Source organism: Gordonia sp. 135 (assembly GCF_009720185.1).
In the GTDB taxonomy this organism is placed as follows: domain Bacteria; phylum Actinomycetota; class Actinomycetes; order Mycobacteriales; family Mycobacteriaceae; genus Gordonia; species Gordonia alkanivorans.
In genome coordinates this window covers 449,443-467,640 of sequence record NZ_CP046257.1, presented here as the reverse complement: position 1 = coordinate 467,640, position 18,198 = coordinate 449,443, and the positions used below count along the sequence as shown (strand labels likewise).

The window sequence follows — 18,198 nt, the reverse complement described above, 5'->3', positions numbered from 1 at the left end:
TTCGAGTGGCTCCAGTCATCGTCGCCAGCTCGGCCACGTCGGCATCCCGCGACCCTTCCAGGTCTCCACGAGACCAGCAACCCAGCGGACGGACGCGAAGACCCCGTAGCCGGCCGCCGCGAGGCCCACGGCGATCACGAGCCAGCGCCCGATCCCGAGCCACACGCTACCGTCCACGTCCAGCGCCCACTGAGCGCCGGTGATGAGCCCGGCGATGCCCATCCAGAGCCCGGCGATGACGACCACCACCGGCAGGAGCGCGAGGCACATCGCGGCGGCGGCCGACCACAGCTGCCGGGCCTCCAGCTTCGCGGTGGCGGCGATGATCCGCTCGGCCCGTTCGTTCGACGCGTCGAGGTTCGCGGTCATCGTGGTCGAAGCCTCTCCGGTGACCTGCTCGACGGCCTTCTGGACCCGCTCCTCGGTGTGCTTCTCGATCCGCTGCACCGCCCAGCCGACCTGTCTGACGAGCTTCTGGTTCGCCGCGGCCTGCGCCTTGAGCCCCTCAATCGCCGATGCCGTAGCCACGTGGTTCCTCTGCGCCTCCGCGACCAAGCTCTGCGACGCGGCGTTTAAGCTCTCGCCGTTGAGACTCTGCGCGAACTCGCCGAGCGTGCTCGCGATCTCGTTCTGCCTGCTCTCGATACTCGCGATCCTCGCGGACACGTCGCTGGAGGGCGAGGAGGTTGACGCCGGGGCCGTGATCCGCTCCAGCCGCCTCGTCGTCTCCTCGTCCATGACCTTCACGAACCCCGCGAGCTTCTTCTGCTGCTCGGCCAGCCGGTCGAGCCTCGCGTTCTGCGCCTCGACGGCGGCGAGGATCGAGGTCAACGCCTCCATCGTCTCCGGACTGTCGAGCTGCTGCTGCGATCCGCTCTGCGCGTTCTGCTGCTTCAGCCTGTCGAGCGCTGCGCTCATGTTCCTGCTCCTCCTGCTGCTGGTGGTAGTCGAAGAACGCCCGCGCGCCCTCCGGGGTGAAATCTGTCGAGAGCGCACTCGTGCGCTTGCGTCGCTCGGCACGCCCGGACTCGCCGCGGCGGTCCTCGATGTAGAGCGTCCACGTCTCCTTGCCGACGTTCTTCCCTCGCTTGCTGATGGCGGTGTGGAGGCGCATCCGCGGCACCCGCTCCCCGTCATCGCCGAGCTGCTGGTTCTGCTCCTCGATCACCGCTTCGAGACCGGCCTTGTCCACCGCACGGGGATCAGCCAGGGCGGCGCTCATCCGGTCGCCCATCTCGCGGTCGAGCCCGCCCTCGGCGAAGTCCTCGCGGCGCAGCTCCCAGTCCTTCGGTGCGTGCTCCAGACGCTTCACGACCGAGAGACCGTGCTCGCGCATGAGTTCGTCGTTCGCTGACTGAACGCCCCGCTGGTTCCCGGCCTTGCGGTCGTGGAACGTGCGGTAGTCGCTGAGCGCTCTTCCCGTCCGATTGCTGTGGTTGATGACCAAGATGTGGTTGTGCGGCTTCTTCCCGCGTCCGTCCACATGACTGACCACGAGGCAGTCGGAATCTGGGTGCATCTTCTTCGCGAGTTGATAGCCCAGATCGTTCACCCGCTGCACGTCCTCCGGATTCTTCGGGTCGAACTCCTCGTCGCTGAACGACTGCCTGTAGTGCAGCGCCTCGACGTCGCGCTTCGTGTTCTGGGTGAGCGCGCGGGCGCGCGCCGAGAACGCGCCGGGGCCTCCCGGCACGTCGCACGTGATCGCGACGCCGCGCTCGTCCTCCTTGCCCCGGATGTAGCGCTCGGTGTCGGCGGCGCTGGCGCTCGGACTGTAATGTGTCGTGCTCATGAGGCCGCCCGATCACCGAGCAGGGCGCGGATCTCGCGGAGCAGCTCGATCAGCTCGGGCACCTCCGCCGACAGCGACACCGGCTCACCCGCGCGAGCACGGCGGTCCAGGTCGTTGACGTTGATCGCGAGCGGGCGCACCTGGGCGGCCAGCTCCCGAGCATCAGCAGACGCCTGCACGCGCTCCTCGACCCCGAGCAGGTGCGCGGCCACGGCGGCGTCCAGCTCCTCGCTCCGAGATGCATGGAGCGCATCGCGCACGACGGTCCGCACCCACGTGCTCGGAGCCAGCCCGAGCCGCTTCGCACGAGTGCGAACCGCCCCGAGCGTGGCGTCATCGAAGCGCGTATCGAGCCGCCCGCCGCTGCCACGACGACGCTCCGCGCCGCCGTGACTCTGGCGCACAGCCTCCGCATCAGCCCGACCGGTGTTCACCCGGGAGTCGGCCTGCTGCTCCGCCTGTACGCCAGAATGGCAAGCAGTAGCCGTGTCGGACATTTCGCTGGCGCTCATGTCCTCCCCGGCTGCTTGCGAGGGGGCTCCGCCCCCTTCGATCCCCTGGAAGAGCGCATCGCGTTCGGTGCTCATGCGGCACCTCCGATCAGCGCCAGCGGCACGTCAGGGCTCCGCACCGCGAGCCCACCCAGCAGCTCAGCAACCGCGCCATCCGCATCATGTTCGGCCGAGGTCTCCGGACCGTAGGTCAGTTCCCGCGACCCGACGTTCTGGTGGTACGCGTTGCCGTACATGCCGGGCGTGTGCGCGGCGGCCGGAACGCTGCACTGGTGCCACTCGTAGGGCTCGATCTTCCCGATGTGCTGCACGAGGTAACGATTGATGTCGTCGGCACGATAGACCTTCACGACCGAGGCCAGCCGGCGGATGAACTGGTCCAGTGCCTCGTCCACGTTGCCCTTCTGGCGGGCGTAGTAGAAGAACTCGACGGGCTCGATCGTCGCCGTGATGACGATGAGGCGCGGGGCCACCTCGCCCTTGTTCTTGTAGCGGGCCTTCGCAGGCGAGGCGTTGTACGGATCGAGCAGCAGCAGCCAGTCGTTCGCATCCATCGCCGAGGCCCGCAGATCGTCCAGCAGCAGCACCTCCTCGCCCCGCCAGTCATCAAGCGGGTTCCCCGTCGCGGCCCGGTAGACCTGCCACCGCTCGCCGTGCGCGTTCGCCGCGTTGATCGCCTCGGTAATGAAGTCCGTGGCGAACCGGGTCTTGCCGATCCCGGCATCTCCATGGACGAACACGACGTGCGTCGAGAACTCACCGGCGCGCAGCTTCGCCGCCGCCCGGTATGCGCGACGCTGGCCGTAGGCCGACAGCGCGTCGTCGATCTCCCGCTGATGCCGTGAGTAGATGTCGAACAGCTCGTCCGTGAGCATGATCTGATCCCGCGTGATCTCACCCTGGAGAACGCGCTCCCGCATGTCCTCGAAGTTCTCGGCGACGATCTTCTTCTTCACGTGGGCGCGGCCCTTCTGCCACGTCTCCCGGCGCTGGGCGTCGATCCCGAGGTAGTCAGGCCCGCGCACGGTGGCGACCTCCGAAGGCGCGTACTGGTGCTTGTCCGCGTACTTCACGTGCGTCAGATACGACAGCATGTTGTCGAAGGCGTACCGCCCGCGGCCAGGCTTCTCGACGTACTGGGGCTCGACGCCGATGCCGAACGCGAGCCGATCCAGCGGCGCACTCTTCGCACGGCTGGCGAACTTGATCACGGCGTGCAGGTGCTCGGGCTTCGGTTCGACCACCAGGGCCTTCTCCGTGTCGCTCCAGACCTCGCGCTCGTCCTTGTCGTGCACGATGCCGTAGGCCTCGACGACCTCGCAGCCGGTGGCCTCGAGCCGCTGCACCACGTAGGCGAGGATCGCCTCGGCACCCTGCTGGAGCAGCGCGGCCCCGTTCGGGTCCTCGGCAGCCCAGGCCCAGTACGACGGATCGAGGTACTGCGTGAGCCCGATGCTCGTCGGGTTGTTTTCCTGCTTAGCCACGGCGACCACCCCCGCCGCGGACGGCGCGGCGGGCCTCAGAGGGAGTGCGGCGCCTAAATGACCCCCTATTGACCCCCAAATGAGACCCCAAATGATCCCGCGGGACCACGCGACGGAGCGAGGGCGGAACAGTCCGCTGACCAGGCAAGTTGTTGCAAGGCGCGGCAATCGACAAGCCCTTGCCGCGCCCGTAGGAACGAATGAGGGTCTCGTAACTCTTGGAGTGCGAAGCACGGCTACGGGCAGTCATCACGACGACGGGCAGCCCGCCTTCGGCGGGTGCTAGGCCAGGCCCTCCGGGCGGGGTCAGGTCGGTGGAAGCGGTGCTGAGGTTGCGTGCGTCGGCGTACATCAGCGACCACCGCCCCGGCCGTAGCGCTTGATGACAGCCTGGTGCGTGACGCCGAGGGCGTCGCCGATCCTGGCCCAGGTCACCCCATCGGCTCGGGCGTCGGCGACGGCGATCTCGACGGCCTCCTCCAGCACAGAGCGGAGCACGCCGAGGTCGTAAAGCTGGGCCTCGGCGTCGGCGAGGGACGGGTCGCCCTGACGCCAGCGGAAGCCGGTCAAGTGATCGAAGGCGGCGGAGTTCGCGCTCATCAGCGACCACCGCCCATCACAGAGGCAACGGCGGCGCGCTGGCGCGGGGTCAGCGGAGTGAGTGCCAGGCGCTCACCGGCTCGGCGGCCAGCGGCGCGGGCGGCGGCGATGACGGGATCGTGGCCGTCTGCCTGCGGAGAAGGAGTGGAACCCTGATCGAGGCCAGGGCGGACGAGCGCGGATGCGCGGGGAACGTCGATAACGACAGACATCGGAAGTCCTCAGACATGAGTATCTTCCGGTTCCCCGCCACGGTAATTGGGCTGTTTGACCGGCTACTCATCCGGGAGCAGAACCCCGCGCTTCTAAGTCGCGGCCCCGGTGGGATCTTCTTGTCTGCAACCATTCTCCCATGACTCGACTCACCAGTGCAATGACGAGTCGAGTCATGAGTCAGTCGCGTCTCGGCTCGATCCGCACGAGATCGGGGTCGAACTTCACGTGACCCGGCATGATGGGCTCGATGGTCACGGTCACCAGCTCGTCCACGAGCATCCGGCGACGGTCCATGTCCAACGCCTTCCACTTCGACTCGACAACCTCGCGGCGCTCCGTGGTGCCGACCGGCTCATCCACCTCCGCCAGCAGCTTCGCCGCCACCGACACCGAGCGGTCGAGCAGCTCCGCGTCGATCTCGTCGATGCGAGCCTTCACGTCGTTGATCGCCGCCGTGATCTCCAGGACCGGCTGATGGATGTCGCGCAGCAGCGGGCTCAGCTCCTTCACCCGCTCTACCAGGGCGTTCCGTTCGGTCAGCAGTTCCTCGCGATCCGGCCCGGCGGCTTCCTGCGGCATCACGAGGTCGTGCACGTCCACGGACGACAGGCGCGTGAGCACCGCCTCGGTGACCATCGCATCGACGGGCTCGCGCTGGCGGGTGAGGTGGAACTGCTCGCCACAGCGGTACGTCGGCTGCTTGCGGCTGTTCGTCCCCGAGACGAGCGTCGCGCCGCACTTCCCACAGAGGCCGATCGTGGACAGGAGGTACTTCGGCTGATTGCCCTGCCTCGCCGACCTCCGCACGTTGTCCTCCAGCTTCGCCACCGCGGCCCGCCACGTCTGCTCGCCGACGATGGGCGGGAACGCCTCGCCCTGCACAGGGTACAGCTCGCCGGTCTTGTAGTGGCGGATGAAGCCAGCGTAGAGCGAGTTCGCCAGGAGGTACCGCACGGCATCGACGGAGAACTCGGACCCGCGCGCGGTGAGATGACCGGCGTTGTTCAGGTCCTCACGGATGCGCCGGATCGACAGCGATGGCTCGCCGAGGAACGCGTCGAAGGCCCGCCGGACGGCGGCGGCCTCCTCCTCGATCACTTCGCCCTCCCGCGTCCAGCCGAACGCCTTCCAGGTGGACGCAGGTATGCCCTCGGCACGTCGGCGCTCGTTCGACCTGATCTGCCGCTCCGCCTTCCGCCGTGCCTCGAACCGGGCGAGTGCTGCGAGCATCGTCGCCCGGAACTCTCCATCCGCTGTCGAGAGATCGATCTCGCCGTCCACTGTGACGACGCGCAGGCCGAGGTCGATCAGCGTGTTGAGGTCCTTCGTGCTCCGCAGCAGTCGGTCCATGTCCACGGCGACGACCATCGAGAACCGACCTGCTCGGGCGTCGTCCAGCATCTCGGCCCAGCGGGTACCAGCTCGACGCTTCTTCGTCGCCGACACCGCGTTGTCCTCGTAGACCTCGACCACGTTCCAGTCCTTGGCCTCGGCCAGTGCCCTGATCTTCCTCAGTTGGGTATCGACCGTCCAGCGGTCGCCCTTGCGGTCCATGGAGGCGCGGACGTAGGCCGCCACCTCGTTCGTCTTCCTCAGCGCTACCAGTTCGACCATGCAACCAAGCTTACGTGGACCAGTGTTGCAACCCCGATATGCGCTACGAGAACCCGCTGTACATGGCCGAGGACGCAGGAGCCGCCGACCTCATCGCCGGCGGGCGTCTGCAACTCGGCATCAGCCGTGGATCGCCCGAGCAGGTCCTCGAGGGCTACAAGTACTTCGGCTACGTCCCGCCGGAGGGTTCCACCGACGCCGACATGGCCCGCCAGCACACCGAGGTGTTCCTCCGCGTCATCGAGGGCGGCGGCTTCGCCCGCCCCAACCCGCGGCCCATGTTCCCGAACCCGCCCGGACTGCTGCCGATCGAGCCGCAGTCACCCGGCCTCCGCGACCGCATCTGGTGGGGTGCCGGCACCCGTGCCACCGCCGAATGGACTGCGCAACAGGGCATGAACCTGATGTCGTCGACGCTGCTGACCGAGGACACCGGCGTCCCGTTCCATCAGTTGCAGGCCGAGCAGATCCACCGTTTCCGCAAGGCATGGGCCGACGCCGGCCACCCGCACGAACCGCGGGTCTCGGTGAGCCGCAGCATCTTCGCACTCGTCGACGACCGCGACCGGGCCTACTTCGGCCGCGGTGGCGACGAGTCCGATCAGGTCGGCATCATCGACAACAGCGTGGCGCGGTTCGGCCGCAGTTACGCCGACGAGCCGGACAAGCTCATCGAGCAGCTGCGCGAGGACGAGGCGATCGCCGCGGCCGACACCCTGCTGCTGACCGTGCCCAACCAGCTCGGGGTCGAGTACAACGCACACGTCATCGAGTCGATTCTGAAGTATGTGGCACCAGAACTGGGCTGGCGCTGAGTTCGACCATCGTCGATTTCGCCACGCGCACGACCGCACTCCCATAACGCCACGAGCGATCCCGTCCCCATCCCGAGGAGTACCCACCCATGTCCGAAGTGATCGTCGTCGCCACCATCTCGCCGAAGCCCGGCGAGGAGCAGGCTGTCCGCGACGCGGTGCTGGCCGCCATTCCCGAGGTGCACGGCGAGCCCGGTTGCGGCAAGTACGCACTGCACGAGGCCACCGGCGACTCGACCGACCTGGTCATGATCGAGCGCTGGGAGTCCTTCGAGGCGCTGGCCACCCACGGCGGCGCACCGGCGTTGACCGAGCTCGGTAAGAAGATCAGGCCGCTGCTGGCCGGCCCGCTGGACGTGAAGACGTTCTCCCCCGTTCCCGCAGGTGACGCCAACAAGGGCGCGATCTGACCCGCTGATCCGCTGACGCCCTCGCCCCGTTTCCGACGGGGCGGGGGCGTCGTCGTATGCCGGATCCCTCCGAGCCTGTTGATTCGCCGAACGGATGCGTGCTACACCTGTATAACGATCGTTAGATAAAGTGATGGGCGCCATGCTGGGTCCGCACCGGTTCGCGACACCACACGGAGGAAACCCATGCCCGAAGCCACGATCATCGAACGTGTCTGACTCAGCGAAAGCCGCTGCCGGAAAACGGTTCACGGTCGACACCGAGGGGTTGGACTGGCGGCGGCGCGAGCCGGTGCCGCTGCCGACGACACTCGTCGCGGCGAAGCGCGCGTTCTACGAGCGCGGGTTCCACGGAACCTCGATCCGCGACATCGCGTCGCGCGCCGGGGTGTCCCTGCCGACGCTCTACTACCACCACGACAACAAGCTCGGCATCCTCGTGGAGTTGCTCGAAGCGGCGATGACGTCGGTCCTCGCCTGGGTCGGAGCAGCGATCGAGGAAGGGCGCACGCCGAGCGAGAAGCTGTCGAACGCGATCGAGTCCATCGTTCTGCACATGACCAGCGATCTCGAGCTGGCCAGTGTCGCAAGCGAGTTCCGCCATCTCGACCCGGAGGACCCGCGCCGCGAGCCCTACATCGCGATGCGGACCGAGACCGAGAACATGCTCGCCGACGTCATCCAGGCAGGCCTGGACTCGGACGAGTTCCGATTCGACCAGGACGTCAAAGACGTCCTGCGCTATCTGTTCGGCGCCTGCCAAGCGGTCACCACCTGGTACCGCCCGTCCGGTGCTCGCACACCCGCAGAGGTCGCGGCGTCCTACGCCTCGATCGCCCTGCGGGTCGTGGGTGCGCAGGACACGAACAACAACGACTGACACAACGAGTTACGGTTTACGAAAGGGAGAAAATCCATGAAGCGCAAGATCTTCGAAGACGAGCACGAGGCCCTGCGGGAAACCGCGCGCAACTTCCTGATCCGCGAGTGCGGTCCGTACAACGAGGAGTGGACCAAGGCCGGTCAGGTCGACCGTGAGATCTTCAAGAAGGCCGGCGACGCAGGCCTCCTGGGCTTCAACATCCCGGAGGAGTACGGCGGCGGCGGCGCGATGGACGACTTCCGCTTCAACGCGGTCGTCGTCGAGGAGTTCGCCAAGTTCGACGGCGCAGCTCCCGGCCTGAGCCTCCAGAACGACGTCGTCGCACCGTACTTCGTCCACCTGGCCAACGACGAGCAGAAGAAGCGTTGGATGCCGGGCATCGCCACCGGTGAGACGATCCTCGCCGTCGCGATGACCGAGCCGGGTGCCGGTTCGGACCTCGCCGGCATCAAGACCTCGGCGAAGCTGGAGGGCGATCACTACGTCCTCAACGGCAACAAGACCTTCATCTCGTCGGGCATCAACTCCGACCTCGTCGTGGTCGTGTGCCGCACCAACCCGGACCCCACGGCCGGCCACAAGGCGTTCTCGCTGCTGGTCGTCGAGCGTGGCATGGAGGGCTTCGAGCGCGGTCGCAAGCTCGACAAGATGGGCCTCAAGGCGCAGGACACGGCCGAGCTGCACTTCAACAACGTGCGCGTCCCGGTCGAGAACCTGCTCGGCCAGGAGGGCATGGGCTTCTACCACCTCATGCAGAACCTGCCGTCCGAGCGCCTGTCGATCGGCATCGGCGCGATCGCCGGTGCACGCGCGATTTTCGAGGAGACCCTGCAGTACACCAAGGACCGCAAGGCATTCGGCCGTCCCATCGGCACGTTCCAGGCGAACCGCTTCACGCTCGCCGAGATGGCCACCGAGCTCGACATCGCGGAGGTCTACATCGACCGCTGCCTGCAGGGTGTGCTCGACGGTGAACTCGACGCCATCGACGCCTCCAAGAACAAGTGGTGGTGCACCGAGCTCGCCAAGCGCGTCATCGACAGTTGCCTGCAGCTGCACGGCGGCTACGGCTACATGAACGAGTACCGTGTGGCCCGCGCCTACACCGATGCCCGCATCCAGACGATCTTCGGTGGCACCACCGAGATCATGAAGGACATCGTCGGCAAGAGCCTGGGCGTCTGATCCAGGAGTCGAACCACAAGGCCGGTGGCTCACGCGGAATGCGTGACCCACCGGCCTTTTTCGTTCACTGACCGTGTTCGGCGCCCGCAGCCGTCAGGTGTTCGACGACCTGCTGGACCGCCGATCGGGACCGTGGCCGCGCCAACGCCTCGTACACCCGGGCCGCCCGAACCCCTTTGAGTTCCAGACGTTTCACCTCCGGATGACGGACGGCAAACCGCGGCATCAGTGCGATCCCGTGACCGCCGGCGACGAGCGCCTCGATGGTGGTGAAGTCCAGCATGCGTTGGGTGACCCGGGGCGCGACCCCGGTCACCGCCGAGATCGACTGCAGCACATCGTCGACCGGGAATCCGCCCTCGACGCTGATCCAATCGTGTTCGGCGAGCTCGGACACCGCCACCTCGTCGGCATCGGCGAGCGGACTGTCGACGGGGACGATCACGTCGACCGGTTCGCGCATCAGCTCGGCAACCCACACGCGCGACTGGTTGACCGCAGGTGTCCGCTCGTCCCGGTGCGTCACGACGACGTCGAAGTCGGCGAGAGCAGGTGCCGCATCCGGATATCCGACGTCGAGGTGGAAAGCGTGCACCTCGATCCCGGATTCGGCGGCGCGATCGAGGACGGTCGGCAGCAACAGTGTCGAACCCGACGGGAACATCGCGAGCCGTACGCGGGCCCGGCCCGACCGATATGACGCCATCTCCTCCTGGGCCCGTTCGACGGCGGCGATCACCTCGTCGGCGCGCAAGACCAGCGCGCGGCCCGCCTCGGTCAGCCGGATGCGCCGACCGTCGGGTTCGAACAGCGGGACGCCGGCCTCGTCGGCGAGGACCTTCAGTTGCTGTGACACCGCCGACGGCGTCATGTGCATCGCGTCGGCGACCGCACCGATCGACTCACGATCGGCGAACTCACGCAGCAATCGCAGTCGGCGGACCTCCATGGGCCAAAGGTACCGACAAACCGGTCGGGTCCTGCTCAGGTGCGAGGTGAGCCGAGCCGCCGACAAGGAATGTCTCCGCCCCCGAATCGGTTGTGCCGATCATGGCAACACAAGACGTGACCCTGGAAACCTTTCAACCCACCATCGAGGCCGACGGCATCGTGCTTCTCGACTTCTGGGCGAGCTGGTGCGGCCCGTGCCGCATGTTCGGCCCCGTGTTCGAGAAGGCCTCCGAGTCCCACACCGACATCTTCTTCGGCAAGATCGACACCGAGGCCGAGCAGCAGCTCGCCGGTAGCCTCGGCATCCAGTCGATTCCGACGCTGATGGCCTTCCGTGACGGCATCCTCGTGTTCAACCAGCCCGGAGCGCTCCCCGCCGCACAGCTCGAGGAGCTCATCGGCGCGGTCGAGGCTCTCGACATGGACGACGTCCGGGCGAAGGTCGCCGCAGCACAGCAGTGACCCACGATGCACGTGGGACGGATTGTTCAGATGATCTGAACAATCCTTCCGCTTAAATTCGATTGTCCTTCATCGCGCCGCCTCGGACGATGGTGGTCATGTCCACTCGTGACCGGTTGCTCGCCCTCTGCGTCGTGTTCTTGTGGGGACTGAACTTCGTCGCGATCCACTTCAGTCTCGAACACTTCCCGCCGTTCTTTCTGGCAGCGCTGCGCTTCGCCGTCATGGCGATCCCGGTCATCCTGTTCGTGCGTTTTCCCAAGGTCCGCCTCAAGTGGTTCCTCGTCTACGTGGCGGGGTTCGGGACCGTGCAGTTCATGTTCCTGTTCCTGGCGATGAGCCTGGGGATGCCGGCCGGACTGGCCTCGCTGGTGTTGCAGACGTCGGCGCCCTTCACCGTGGTTCTCGGCGTGCTGTTCCTGCGTGAACGGATGACGGTCGCACAGGTGGTGGGCCTGATCGTCGCAGTCGGCGGCATGGGCCTGATCGCCGTCGACCGCGCGACCGGCAGCGACATCGGCGTGGCCGCGCTCCTCCCGATCGGCCTCACCATCCTCGGTGGCCTCAGCTGGGCGATCGGCAACATCGGTGGCCGTCTCGCCCAGCCCGACGACTCCTTCCGCATGACCATGTGGATGGCCGTCGTCGCGACTCCGCCGCTCTACCTGGCGAGCCTGATCATCGAGGGACCGTCCGCCGGCTTCGACGCGCTGATGACGATCGGCACGGAGACCGGCCTGCGCGCCCTCGGCGGACTCGTGTACCTGGCCGCCCTGGGAACCCTCGTCGGCGCGGGCCTGTGGACTGTGCTCCTGAGCCGCAACGACGCGAGCCGGGTGTCGCCGATGTCGCTGCTGGTGCCCGTCGTGGGGATCAGCGCGTCGTTCGCCTTCCTCGGCGAGGTCCCGACCGTCGGTGAGATCGTCGGTGCGGTGATCGTCGTCGGCGGCTGCGCGGTCGGCGTGATGGCCCGGCCGCGGTCGCGCAGACGTCAGCGGGTTGCGGCCGAGGCCGCATCCACGAAGCCGCCGACCACGACTACAGCCACCACGAGCACGGCGACCACGAACACGGACTCGGCGGCCGACGTCGACCTGGCGTGCGCGGCGACTGCAGCCCGCGACCGCTAGCCGGCAATCGACCCCTGGTCAGCGCGGGGCGACTCGTCGAGGGCTCGCCGGACCTCGGCGCACATCCGGTCCACCGCCGCGCGGGCGCCGGAGCTGATCAGGGTCATGTTGATGAAGCCGTGGATCAGCGATCCCTCTCGGCGCAGCGTCACGGGTACACCCGCCTCCTCCAGCTTCTTCGCGTAGGCGAGGCCCTCGTCGCGGAGTGGGTCGAACCCGGCGACGATGACGTGTGCCGGCGGAAGGCCGCTGAGGTCGTCCGCGAGCAGCGGCGAACAACGCGGGTCCTTGCGTTGTGCGACATCCGGCACGTAGCGGTCGTTGAACCAGTGGATTCCGTCCAGGGTCAGGAAGTACCCGTTCGCGAACTCACGACGCGAGGGGGTCTCCGCGGTGGCGTCGGTGACCGGGTAGATGAGCAGCTGGAAGACCGGTGTGACCGGCTCGTCGCGGACGAGTCGGGAGACCACCGTCGCCAGGTTTCCGCCCGCGCTGTCCCCGGAGACGACGATCCGCGCGGGATCGAGACCCCACCGCGGTGCCGTGTCGACCGCGAAATGCCAGGCCGCGACGGCGTCGTCGACTCCGGCAGGGAACGGATTCTCGGGTGCGAGTCGGTACTCGACCGACAGCACGTCGAGTCCGGTGCCGTGCGCGAGCCGGCGCACGAAGGTGTCGTGGCTGATCCGGCTGCCGGTGACGAACCCGCCGCCGTGGAAGTAGACGACGAGCCCGTCCGACTCGGTCGACGAGCGGTAGCGCGTGGCCGGGATCGGACCGGCCGGACCGTCGATGACCAGGTCTTCCTCGACGGCCATCGGCGGCAGTTTCTCGGCCATCGCGGCGCCGAGCTCATCCGTACTGGCGCGCGACTGGTGGACCTCACCCGCGAACGGATTCGACCCCGGGACGTGCTCGGTGGACCAGCCGACCGCGACGAATTCCGGTGCCACCCGCTCACCATCGGAGTTGACGGGCGCACGCCGGCCGAGAACCGCCATCGCGGCGTCGGGAATCCTCGCCGCGGCGAGTAGCACGCCACGTTGGATTCGTGCGGGCAGGGACAGGCGGAGATAAGTGTCGCGGCTCACAGTCGCCGAGCCTACTTGCTGGTCGCCCGTCGGCACGAGCAACCCGGGCATCCGCCCTGTGGAACACTCGTGGCCATGCCCGACCGTCCATCGTCTGCCGGATCCGCATCTCGCCCGAGCACCCGTGTGCCCGCCCGCACCTCGGTCGCGCTGGCCGCGGCCGCAGCGGCTCGCTGGGCCTCGCGCACCGCGGGACGCGGCAAGGGTTCGATGATCGGCGGCCTCGTCGCCGCCAAGATCGATCCCGACATCATGCGGCGTCTCGCCGCCGGTAAGCGCTCCGTGATCATCACCGGTACCAACGGGAAGTCGACGACCACCCGGATGACCGCCGCGGCAATGGCCGAACTCGGCGAGGTCGCCACGCAGGCCGACGGCGCCAACATGGACGCCGGCATCATCGCGACCCTCACCCTCAGCCGCACCGCTCAGCTGTGTGCACTCGAGGTCGACGAACTGCACGTGCCGCACGTCAGTGATGCGGTGGACCCCGAGGTGCTGGTCCTGCTGAACCTGTCGCGCGACCAGCTCGACCGGGTCGGCGAGATCAACATGATCGAACGCCGGCTCCGCGAGGGCATCGCCCGCCACCCCGAGACCAAGGTCGTCGCCAACTGCGACGACGTCCTGGTGACCTCTGCGGCGTTCGACGCCCCCGACGTGGTGTGGGTGGCCGCGGGCGCCGGCTGGGTCGGCGACTCGGTGAGCTGTCCCCGCACCGGCGAACCGATCGTGCGGTCCGGCGACGGTTGGCAGTCGACCGGAGACGAGAACTTCCGTCGACCCACGCCCGACTGGTGGTTCGACGACGAGAACATCTACGGCCCCGGCGGCTTCTCCGCTCCCCTGACCCTGGCCGTCCCCGGCCGGGCCAACCGCGGTAACGCAACGCAGGCGGTGGCCGCCGCCGTCGCGATGGGCGCGGACCCGGGCAAAGCCGTCGCCGCGGTCGGGACGGTCGGCGAGGTCGCCGGTCGTTACGGCGTCCACCAGGTCGGGAACCACTCCGTCCGTACGCTTCTCGCGAAGAACCCGGCCGGCTGGCAGGAGGCCCTGTCGATGATCGACCAGGACGCCGACGGCCTGGTCATCGCGGTCAACGGACAGGTTCCCGATGGCGAGGACCTCTCCTGGCTGTGGGACGTGCGATTCGAGGCCTTCGAGACGATGCAGGTGGTCGCCGCCGGCGAGCGGGCCGCCGACCTGTCGGTGCGCCTGCTCTACGCGGGCGCCGAGCACACCACCATCCCAGACCCGATGGCGGCGATCGCCTCGTGTCCGCCGGGACGCGTCGAGGTGCTCGCCAACTACACCGCCTTCCGCGATCTGGGTATCGCCATGGAACGCGCGGCACGTGCACGAAAGGCCGAACAGTGACCGAGTCGACGCTGCGGATCGGGCTGGTCCTGCCCGACGTCATGGGCACCTACGGCGACGGCGGCAACGCCCTCGTCCTCAAGCGTCGCGCCATCATGCGCGGAATCGACGCCGAGGTCGTGCACATCACGCTCGACGACCCGGTACCGGACTCCCTCGACGTCTACACCCTCGGTGGCGCCGAGGACTACGCCCAGCGTCTGGCCACCCGACACCTGACCCGCTACCCCGGCCTGCAGCAGGCCGCGGCGGCGGGACGCCCGGTCCTCGCGATCTGCGCGGCCATCCAGGTGCTCGGCCACTGGTACGAGACCTCGGCCGGTGAACGGGTCGACGGCATCTCGCTGTTCGACCTGACCACCGCACCGCAGGAGAAGCGCAGCATCGGCGAACTGGTCACCGAACCGACGCTCGCCGCGCTCACGCAGCCGCTCACCGGCTTCGAGAACCACCGCGGCGGAACAACGTTGGGCTCCGATGCCAAGCCGCTCGGACGTGTGAAGCACGGCGTCGGCAACGGCGTCGGCGACGGCACCGAGGGCGTCGTGCAGGGCAGCGCGCTCGGCACCTACATGCACGGTCCGGCGCTGGCTCGCAACCCGGAGCTCGCCGACCACCTACTCGCGACCGCGATGGGCGTCGAATCGCTTGCGCCGCTGGACCTCCCGGAGGTCAGCCGGTTGCGCAAGGAACGCCTCGCCGCCGGCCGGCGGCGGTAGGCACTCACTCCCCCGGCACGATCCCCGCGGACTCCGCCGCGGCTTTCAGCACGTCCACGAGCATCTCGACGGTCAGCCGTCCGGTGAAGGTGTTGTGCTGACTCACGTGGTAGCACCCGAACACCTCGAGGACCGCGTCGCCGCGGGTCAGGATCGTCGACGCGCCGTGCCCGAACTTCGGCGCCGGCCGCGGCACCGTCCAGCCGAGCGCGCCGAACGTGCGCAGCGTCGACTGCCAACCGAAGGCGCCCAGCGTGATCACGGATCGCGCCGTCGGAGCGAGCAATTCGAGCTCACCGTGCAGCCAGTGCGAGCACCGGTCCCGCTCCTCGACCGTCGGCTTGTTCTGCGGCGGAGCGCAGTGCACGGGCGCGGTGATCCGGGTGTCGAACAGTTCCAGCCCGTCGTCCATCGACACCGAGTGCGGCTGACTCACCAGGCCCGCGAGATACATGGCGGAGAACAGGAAGTCACCGGACTGGTCGCCGGTGAACATCCGGCCGGTGCGATTGCCGCCGTGGGCGGCCGGCGCGAGACCCACGATCAGCAACCGCGCATCCGCCGGTCCGATGCCCGGGACCGGCCGTCCCCAGTACTCCTGGTCGGCGAACGCCCGACGCTTCTCACGGGCCACCTGTTCGCGCCACTCGACGAGCCGCGGGCATGCGCGACAGTCGATCAGCAGCGCATCGAGCTCCGCGAGGTCACGGAATCCCGGATCACGAGAGTGCCGTCGGGTGCCCATATCCGACAGTAACCGCGAGCGGCGGTGGAGCGATCAGTCCAGTACGACGCAGCGTTCGCGCGTGCGGTCGACCGCGAACCAGCCGCGTTCGAACTCCTGCCATTGCTGCAGGTGGGCGCGCGACCCCTCGCCGTCCCGTGCGACGGCCCGCTCCAGACGCTCGGCCTCGGTTCCGCCGTCGAGCCACAGGGCGTGGGTCAACCGGTCGGCGATGCGACGCCGCGCCGACGACACCCCTTCGATGATCAGCAGCGGCTGCCACTCGATCCACACCGGCGGCCCGGGCGTCGCGACACCGTCGCGCCACACCCGAGGCCGATAGCGGTAGTCCCATCGCCGGACGAAGGAATGCAGCACATCGGCTTCCAGTTCGGGCCACCAGGCGACCGGGTCGTCCCAGGAGGCGAAGTCGTCGGTGCGCACCAGCGTCACCCCGGCGCCCCGCTCACGCAGTTGCGCGACCAGTAGATCCGCGACCGTCGACTTGCCCGCTCCCGACGGTCCGTCGATGGCGACGATGCCCGAGTCGAGCTGCCCGGCGAGTTCGGCGACCCGCGCACCGATCTCGGGGGCGACGCGGTCGGCCGCCGTCACCGCACCGCCACACCCGCGGACAGACCCGGCGGGAACGTGGTCAGTGGTGCGGTGATCGGCGCCTCCGGGACACGGGTGACCGCGGTCCGCCCGGTCCGCAGGTACTCGGCGATGGCGGCGTCGAGCGGCCGGTTCGCACGGCCCAACTGACCGTGGTCTCCCCCGCCGACGGTGATCAGGTGGCTGTCCATCTGCCGCCGCATGACCAGGCTTCCGCGGTACGGCGTCTGGGGATCGCCGATGCTCTGGATCTGCAACGGCCGTACGGCGAGGCCCCGATTCCGGATCTGGATCGGGCGGGTGACCGGAGCCGCTCCCGCACAGGCCATCCCCGACCGGTAGACGAATCCCGGCGCCTCGAACGGGTCGGCGGTGACGTAGCCGGTGATGAACGCCGGGAGGCTCATCGACGGGTCGGCCGGCACCTGGTTCTCGTTGCACAGGACGATCCCCTGCATGTCCTGTGAGACCGTCGCAGCTTCGAGAACCGTGGGTGGGGGCTCGGCGAACTTCCGGGCGGTACCGGCCGTCATCATCGCGATGACCGGCCAGAGGTTCCGATCGGGCGCAAACGCCCGCGTCAGGATCAGGAGTCCCGAGTTCGCCTGCACCGAACCGGGTGTCAGCAGCGTCGCAACGAAGTTCTCGAACCGTGCACGCGCATCCGCGGTCAGGTCGGTCCCGGCGATGTACTGGTCGGCGACGGCGCGAAGCCCCGGCGGAACGTCCCCGACCCGTGCCGGTGGCGCGACCAGAGACGGCGGGACGCCCGCCTCGGCGCTGACACGGTTGCTCCACTTCCGGTACACGGCAAGCGGAGTGGCACCGAGATGGTAGATGCGATCGTTCCGGGCGATCCAGGCCATCATGGCGTGGACGCGGGCCTTGTAACCGGGGGTCTGCGTATCCAGGAGTGCGTTCCACACGACGCCGGGATCGAAGCCGGAATCGAGGACCATGCGATCCACCCGCTGGGGGAACAGCGTCGCGTAGGTCGCGAAGAGCAACGTCCCGTAGGAGATGCCGTACAGGCTGATCGCGGACTCGCCCAGCGTCCGACGGACCACCTCGATGTCGCGTGCGGTGTTCTCCGTGGTGAGGGTCGACCCGACACCCGGCGTTTGCCGTTCGCACCGATCTCGATTGAGTTTCCCTGCGGCGGTGAAGGTTTCGGGCTCCGATCCGGTGATCGGGTCACACTTGAGCGGAGTGCCCGACACCAGCCCACGCGGCTGCACCGCAACGAGATCCCACTGATCGCGCACCTCGTCCGGCACACGCAACTGGCTGAACATCGCGATCCCGTCGCCGCCGGGGCCTCCCGGGTTGCCCATCAGGACACCGCGGCGCTGCGCCCGATCGCGTGCGGGAACACGGCTCACCAACAGCTCGATCGTGGGCCCGTTCGGCTTGGCGTGATTCAGCGGGACCTCGACCGCGGCACACCGGACGCTCGCCGGCACGCCGTGCACGGCGGGACATGACGTCCATTCCAGCTCGGGCACCGCAGCCCCGGCGGGAGCCACGACCCGTGCCGTGTCCGCCAGGCCGGCGACGGCGACAGCGGCCATCCCCGCCGCGATCACCCGGACTCGTCGACGCCCCCGCTTCAGCGATA

Annotated in this window: 19 protein-coding genes and 1 pseudogene; 8 read left to right on the top strand and 12 right to left on the bottom strand. The window is 68.3% G+C overall.

Annotation, left to right across the window (positions count from 1 at the left end):
- Positions 1-15 precede the first annotated feature (15 nt).
- From GKZ92_RS02050 to GKZ92_RS02020, 7 genes are all read right to left on the bottom strand, one after another.
- A complete protein-coding gene (locus tag GKZ92_RS02050) occupies positions 16-528 on the bottom strand; it encodes a hypothetical protein (protein WP_230198271.1) in 513 nt (170 codons plus the stop codon).
- Positions 506-1,792, bottom strand: a complete 1,287-nt coding sequence (locus tag GKZ92_RS02045; RefSeq protein WP_083852950.1) for a relaxase/mobilization nuclease domain-containing protein — start codon at positions 1,790-1,792, stop codon at positions 506-508. The genes GKZ92_RS02050 and GKZ92_RS02045 overlap by 23 nt, the downstream gene beginning before the upstream one ends.
- Complete coding sequence (locus tag GKZ92_RS02040) at positions 1,789-2,379, bottom strand: hypothetical protein (protein WP_155224955.1); 591 nt, start codon at positions 2,377-2,379, stop codon at positions 1,789-1,791. The genes GKZ92_RS02045 and GKZ92_RS02040 overlap by 4 nt, the downstream gene beginning before the upstream one ends.
- Entirely contained in the window at positions 2,376-3,788 is a 1,413-nt protein-coding gene (locus tag GKZ92_RS02035; protein ID WP_230461885.1) for a Rep family protein, read from the bottom strand. Before GKZ92_RS02035 ends, GKZ92_RS02040 begins: the two co-directional genes overlap by 4 nt.
- Positions 3,789-4,139: 351 nt before the next feature.
- Positions 4,140-4,388 (bottom strand): hypothetical protein, encoded by a 249-nt coding sequence (locus tag GKZ92_RS02030; protein ID WP_007321353.1) that lies wholly within the window; start codon positions 4,386-4,388, stop codon positions 4,140-4,142.
- The gene (locus GKZ92_RS02025) at positions 4,388-4,600 is read right to left on the bottom strand and encodes a hypothetical protein (RefSeq protein WP_082264954.1); all 213 of its coding nucleotides are present in this window, start codon (positions 4,598-4,600) and stop codon (positions 4,388-4,390) included. The genes GKZ92_RS02030 and GKZ92_RS02025 overlap by 1 nt, the downstream gene beginning before the upstream one ends.
- Before the next feature lie 181 nt (positions 4,601-4,781).
- A complete protein-coding gene (locus tag GKZ92_RS02020) occupies positions 4,782-6,218 on the bottom strand; it encodes a recombinase family protein (protein WP_155224953.1) in 1,437 nt (478 codons plus the stop codon).
- 35 nt (positions 6,219-6,253) lie between these two features.
- Here GKZ92_RS02020 and GKZ92_RS02015 point away from each other — a divergent pair.
- From GKZ92_RS02015 to GKZ92_RS02000, 4 genes and pseudogenes are all read left to right on the top strand, one after another.
- A pseudogene (locus GKZ92_RS02015) lies at positions 6,254-7,033 on the top strand (LLM class flavin-dependent oxidoreductase); the annotation flags it as partial.
- Positions 7,034-7,122: 89 nt separating this feature from the next.
- Positions 7,123-7,443: a putative quinol monooxygenase gene (locus GKZ92_RS02010; protein WP_006358977.1), complete on the top strand. Its 321-nt coding sequence runs from the start codon at positions 7,123-7,125 to the stop codon at positions 7,441-7,443.
- Positions 7,444-7,654: 211 nt separating this feature from the next.
- Positions 7,655-8,323 (top strand): TetR family transcriptional regulator, encoded by a 669-nt coding sequence (locus GKZ92_RS02005; protein WP_127961865.1) that lies wholly within the window; start codon positions 7,655-7,657, stop codon positions 8,321-8,323.
- A 36-nt stretch (positions 8,324-8,359) separates the two neighbouring features.
- Positions 8,360-9,511: an acyl-CoA dehydrogenase family protein gene (locus GKZ92_RS02000; RefSeq protein WP_042378292.1), complete on the top strand. Its 1,152-nt coding sequence runs from the start codon at positions 8,360-8,362 to the stop codon at positions 9,509-9,511.
- Between the two features lie 64 nt (positions 9,512-9,575).
- Here the strand turns inward: GKZ92_RS02000 and GKZ92_RS01995 are convergent, their stop codons facing one another.
- Positions 9,576-10,460, bottom strand: coding sequence for a LysR family transcriptional regulator (locus tag GKZ92_RS01995; RefSeq protein WP_042378290.1), 885 nt, complete (start codon positions 10,458-10,460; stop codon positions 9,576-9,578).
- 101 nt (positions 10,461-10,561) lie between these two features.
- On the opposite strand from GKZ92_RS01995, the gene trxA reads away from it, so the two are divergent.
- Positions 10,562-10,924, top strand: a complete 363-nt coding sequence (gene trxA / locus GKZ92_RS01990; protein ID WP_006358973.1) for a thioredoxin — start codon at positions 10,562-10,564, stop codon at positions 10,922-10,924.
- 98 nt (positions 10,925-11,022) lie between these two features.
- On the top strand, positions 11,023-12,054 hold the full coding sequence (locus GKZ92_RS01985) for an EamA family transporter (RefSeq protein ID WP_035754491.1): 1,032 nt from the start codon (positions 11,023-11,025) through the stop codon (positions 12,052-12,054).
- Here GKZ92_RS01985 and GKZ92_RS01980 read toward each other — a convergent pair.
- Positions 12,051-13,145, bottom strand: coding sequence for an alpha/beta hydrolase (locus GKZ92_RS01980; protein ID WP_006358971.1), 1,095 nt, complete (start codon positions 13,143-13,145; stop codon positions 12,051-12,053). The two genes, GKZ92_RS01985 and GKZ92_RS01980, sit on opposite strands and share 4 nt — an antisense overlap.
- Before the next feature lie 75 nt (positions 13,146-13,220).
- Here GKZ92_RS01980 and GKZ92_RS01975 point away from each other — a divergent pair, with 75 nt between their 5' ends.
- On the top strand, positions 13,221-14,522 hold the full coding sequence (locus GKZ92_RS01975) for a MurT ligase domain-containing protein (RefSeq protein WP_155224951.1): 1,302 nt from the start codon (positions 13,221-13,223) through the stop codon (positions 14,520-14,522).
- Positions 14,519-15,241: a type 1 glutamine amidotransferase gene (locus tag GKZ92_RS01970; protein ID WP_042378288.1), complete on the top strand. Its 723-nt coding sequence runs from the start codon at positions 14,519-14,521 to the stop codon at positions 15,239-15,241. Before GKZ92_RS01975 ends, GKZ92_RS01970 begins: the two co-directional genes overlap by 4 nt.
- Before the next feature lie 4 nt (positions 15,242-15,245).
- Here GKZ92_RS01970 and GKZ92_RS01965 read toward each other — a convergent pair whose 3' ends face one another.
- The 3 genes from GKZ92_RS01965 to GKZ92_RS01955 are packed head-to-tail and all read right to left on the bottom strand — an operon-like array spanning position 15,246 to position 18,151.
- Positions 15,246-15,986 carry a uracil-DNA glycosylase gene (locus tag GKZ92_RS01965; protein WP_035754425.1) on the bottom strand — a complete coding sequence of 247 codons (741 nt, stop codon included), beginning with the start codon at positions 15,984-15,986 and terminating at the stop codon, positions 15,246-15,248.
- A 33-nt stretch (positions 15,987-16,019) separates the two neighbouring features.
- Positions 16,020-16,580, bottom strand: a complete 561-nt coding sequence (locus GKZ92_RS01960) for a uridine kinase family protein (protein WP_006358967.1) — start codon at positions 16,578-16,580, stop codon at positions 16,020-16,022.
- Positions 16,577-18,151 carry an alpha/beta fold hydrolase gene (locus tag GKZ92_RS01955; RefSeq protein ID WP_051405980.1) on the bottom strand — a complete coding sequence of 525 codons (1,575 nt, stop codon included), beginning with the start codon at positions 18,149-18,151 and terminating at the stop codon, positions 16,577-16,579. The genes GKZ92_RS01960 and GKZ92_RS01955 overlap by 4 nt, the downstream gene beginning before the upstream one ends.
- Positions 18,152-18,198: the final 47 nt, after the last annotated feature.

Excerpts from the sequence above, each read along its gene's own strand:
- GKZ92_RS02025 (WP_082264954.1), bottom strand. The coding sequence starts at position 4,600 with ATGTCTGTCGTTATCGACGTTCCCCGCGCATCCGCGCTCGTCCGCCCT.
- GKZ92_RS02010 (WP_006358977.1), top strand. The coding sequence starts at position 7,123 with ATGTCCGAAGTGATCGTCGTCGCCACCATCTCGCCGAAGCCCGGCGAG.
- GKZ92_RS01965 (WP_035754425.1), bottom strand. The coding sequence starts at position 15,986 with ATGGGCACCCGACGGCACTCTCGTGATCCGGGATTCCGTGACCTCGCG.
- GKZ92_RS02000 (WP_042378292.1), top strand. The coding sequence starts at position 8,360 with ATGAAGCGCAAGATCTTCGAAGACGAGCACGAGGCCCTGCGGGAAACC.
- GKZ92_RS02020 (WP_155224953.1), bottom strand. The coding sequence starts at position 6,218 with ATGGTCGAACTGGTAGCGCTGAGGAAGACGAACGAGGTGGCGGCCTAC.
- trxA (WP_006358973.1), top strand. The coding sequence starts at position 10,562 with ATGGCAACACAAGACGTGACCCTGGAAACCTTTCAACCCACCATCGAG.
- GKZ92_RS02030 (WP_007321353.1), bottom strand. The coding sequence starts at position 4,388 with ATGAGCGCGAACTCCGCCGCCTTCGATCACTTGACCGGCTTCCGCTGG.
- GKZ92_RS01975 (WP_155224951.1), top strand. The coding sequence starts at position 13,221 with ATGCCCGACCGTCCATCGTCTGCCGGATCCGCATCTCGCCCGAGCACC.
- GKZ92_RS02040 (WP_155224955.1), bottom strand. The coding sequence starts at position 2,379 with ATGAGCACCGAACGCGATGCGCTCTTCCAGGGGATCGAAGGGGGCGGA.
- GKZ92_RS01985 (WP_035754491.1), top strand. The coding sequence starts at position 11,023 with ATGTCCACTCGTGACCGGTTGCTCGCCCTCTGCGTCGTGTTCTTGTGG.
- GKZ92_RS01955 (WP_051405980.1), bottom strand. The coding sequence starts at position 18,151 with ATGGCCGCTGTCGCCGTCGCCGGCCTGGCGGACACGGCACGGGTCGTG.
- GKZ92_RS02045 (WP_083852950.1), bottom strand. The coding sequence starts at position 1,792 with ATGAGCACGACACATTACAGTCCGAGCGCCAGCGCCGCCGACACCGAG.
- GKZ92_RS01995 (WP_042378290.1), bottom strand. The coding sequence starts at position 10,460 with ATGGAGGTCCGCCGACTGCGATTGCTGCGTGAGTTCGCCGATCGTGAG.